Annotated in this window: 1 protein-coding gene and 1 CRISPR repeat array; the gene reads right to left on the bottom strand. The window is 38.3% G+C overall.

From position 1 onward, the window contains the following. The first annotated feature begins 21 nt into the window (after window positions 1–21). A CRISPR array of direct repeats spans window positions 22–1240; the repeat unit is 37 nt; unit sequence GTCTTAATCCTTGTTTTAGTGGAAGTTACAGAGTGAT. 133 nt (window positions 1241–1373) lie between these two features. Then, window positions 1374–2921 carry a DUF7017 domain-containing protein gene (locus EIP89_RS11355; RefSeq protein ID WP_124398802.1) on the bottom strand — a complete coding sequence of 516 codons (1548 nt, stop codon included), beginning with the start codon at window positions 2919–2921 and terminating at the stop codon, window positions 1374–1376. Window positions 2922–3469 lie beyond the last annotated feature (548 nt).

The raw sequence follows: 3469 nt of genomic DNA on the forward strand, positions 1-3469 counted from the left end.
AACCTCATCAGGCATGTAAAAGTCTTAATCCTTGTTTTAGTGGAAGTTACAGAGTGATGCGACCCACGATGAACTGCCGGAATCTATTAAATCAGTCTTAATCCTTGTTTTAGTGGAAGTTACAGAGCGATCTGACATTCATTTTTGCTGTGGTAGCGTTTTTCCTTTAGTCTTAATCCTTGTTTTAGTGGAAGTTACAGAGTGATAACAAGAGAAAAAATTTAACCTCATCAGGCATGTAAAAGTCTTAATCCTTGTTTTAGTGGAAGTTACAGAGTGATGCGACCCACGATGAACTGCCGGAATCTATTAAATCAGTCTTAATCCTTGTTTTAGTGGAAGTTACAGAGTGATTCCCCTATAACTGGGGGGAGTTACCAGTAGAAATATAGTCTTAATCCTTGTTTTAGTGGAAGTTACAGAGTGATGGGTAATAATACCCTGTACACACGAAGAATTGCCGGAGTCTTAATCCTTGTTTTAGTGGAAGTTACAGAGTGATGAAACAAGAAAAAAAATTTACCCTCATTAGACACGTGTCTTAATCCTTGTTTTAGTGGAAGTTACATAGTGATTTTATATATTATCTCACAATCACTCTCCCCTATAACTGGTCTTAATCCTTGTTTTAGTGGAAGTTACAGAGTGATCGTTTTGGGGGTGTCTTCATACTGCACCCCTCACCAAAGTCTTAATCCTTGTTTTAGTGGAAGTTACAGAGTGATCGGCTGATGCCTCACTGATAGCGCAGGTGATTGATGGTCTTAATCCTTGTTTTAGTGGAAGTTACAGAGTGATGAGTTTTACAAACAGATTTTGACAATGCATTTAAATGTCTTAATCCTTGTTTTAGTGGAAGTTACAGAGTGATTGATTTTGACAATGCATTTAAATGTCTTTCAAATGGGTCTTAATCCTTGTTTTAGTGGAAGTTACAGAGTGATGTCATGAAAAATTACACTGAGATCAATGACGCAGTAAAGTCTTAATCCTTGTTTTAGTGGAAGTTACAGAGTGATTTTGACGCTATTGTACCTGTAAGTGGCAAAGCACTTTTTGTCTTAATCCTTGTTTTAGTGGAAGTTACAGAGTGATCTGGGCAGCCGAAGTGCTGGGATTTAATTATTTGTGTCTTAATCCTTGTTTTAGTGGAAGTTACAGAGTGATGGAGTGACGCCAGATGGTTATGGTATTTATCTAAACGTCTTAATCCTTGTTTTAGTGGAAGTTACAGAGTGATAGGTATTTTTGCATTTTGCTGATTTTCAGTATGTTAAAGAACTTTACAGAGCAATTTCTATCAAAAGTTGTCATGAATAAATTATACATTTGGTATAGTGCAATTTTCGTATTGGTGATGAACATTTGCAAGTTTATTGGATTATTTTTATACATTTCCAACCGAATTTTTCTTTTTTGTTATCCCACGCGCGTAAAACGGTTGCTTTAAGGTTTTGACCATTTTTAAGGTGATGTTTTTCAATAAGTTGAGGAGGTACGTAATACTTTTGTTTGATTAGTGCAAATTTTTTATCTGGTGAAATTTGTACTGGGCCTTCTACGTTTTTGATGGGCGGCTCTTGCTGAGGGAGGGGTATCTGCTGTGTTAAGACGATGTGGGTTTGTTGTTCGTCAATGTGTAGTAGTGCTTTGAAGTATTCTGCTTCTATGTTTTTGATGGGTGTTAGATTTATGATGCGTGCTTTGCCGTGTTGAGTTTGGTGGGCAAAGTATTCGTAGATTTTGTTGCCTATTTGGGCTCCGATAGCGACATTGAGTGGTTTAAAATCGTGGTAAATGAATGTGGCTGCGTCGTGTATAAAGTCTATTGTCCATTCTTGGTCTGGGATTTCGATTGTAGGGTCGTACCAAGTGGCCATGAGGTACTCGCGTATTTCACTGGGCAGTCGCCAGTTTTTGTTTTTGTTTTGATTATATATTTCGATAAGTTTATTGAGTTGAGCGCTTGCAAGTTTGGTAAAATTATTATTTAGAAAGAGTTTAATGATTTTTTTTCGGGCTCGGATAGAGTATTCGGGTTTAGGTGCTAAATGTATGGCCATTGCGAGTAGGGCTTTTTGCTGTTCGGGGTCGTCAGTGATGTCGGCGAGGGTGGAGTAGATCCAGAATTCTTTTGGACGTGTACGAGCATAGGCTATAAATTCGGGTTGTGCATCTATGGGCTTGCGGAGTGTGTGTGCGAGTTTTATGCGGTAAAGTGGTAGGTATTGCAGTTGAGGATTTGCCTGGTTTATTTGCCGAAGGCGGTTGAGTAGTTGTGTAGCTTTGTAATTAAGGCGTGTATGTTCTGGGTGATCGGGGGGTGTAATAGAGAGACGATTGATGGTAAGGCGTGTGTACGCGAGCCAAGTGCGTTCGGCTAGTGTGATGTTTATTTTTTGGGTGGAGGTGTTGATATTATCCGTTTTGTTTTGTGGTAACTGGTAATCTTCGGGGCGGAGGTTTTTGAGATTCCACCATTCGAGTAACTCGTATGTGTGAGGATATGTGTGACTGTGTGTAAGTATGGCAGAAAGTAAGAAGGAATGTGCTTTTGATGGTCGTTGGTAGGGAATTTTTTTGATGAGTTGAAAGAGTAGGTCGAGCTGACTGTAATTAAAATCGGGATAGGTGGTGATTTTGAAAAGGTGCAGAGTAAGTAGCCATATATGCCGGTTGTGTAAAAAGTCGCTTTCTGGCAGTTGAAGTGAGAGGATTTGTTCGGATAGTGTTATAATCTCGGATATGTTTTGTATTTCGTTGGTTTTTTCGAGTTTTGATAAATAGACAAGTGCTAAAGACTTATTGTTAAATAGGTCGTCTGGGGCTTCTTTGTGGGCTTTTTCAGCTAATTCTTGTGCTTGATGTAGATGCCCTTGCTTTAATAAGTCTTGTATCTGTTGGTAGAATTCTTTGTTCATGGGTTTAGGATTAAGTCATGTAATTGGTTAAAAGTTGGGATTGCCATGTGTAGTGTTTGTGGGTGAAATTTCTGAATTTTGATGATTTTTTTAAGGGTGATCTGCTAAGATTTTGAGTGTATTAAGAGAGTTGTTTGATTTTTTTTAAGGAATATGTTGGCTGTATTTAAGGAAAGAGTTTTATTTCTGCTTAAAAGGTTTTTAGAGCTCTACGGTAGTTTGGATTGTTTGTTCCGATTTTGTTTTTTTACCTACTGGTTTTATATTCTTTATTGTCACTGCTGACGATTGCTTAAGTCTACTCACCCTGGTCTACTACCGACAGAAGCTCATATGAGCTATGTCGGCATCTGCGACTCTCTTATGCCTACGGCAACAAAGATGGGGAGGAAGTGCTTCTTTAAATCCGCTTGTCGGATTTAAAAAGGGATATAGGGTGCGTAAAAGCATTTGCGTAAAACTGTGATTGAATCTGTGAAAATCTAATCGGTGTCTCCATTTTTAGTTAAAATATAAGTTCAAAGACTTAACGACTATACCAAATTACC

It is taken from the genome of Thermaurantimonas aggregans, from assembly GCF_003851885.1.
GTDB classification, from domain to species: Bacteria; Bacteroidota; Bacteroidia; order Flavobacteriales; family Schleiferiaceae; genus Thermaurantimonas; species Thermaurantimonas aggregans.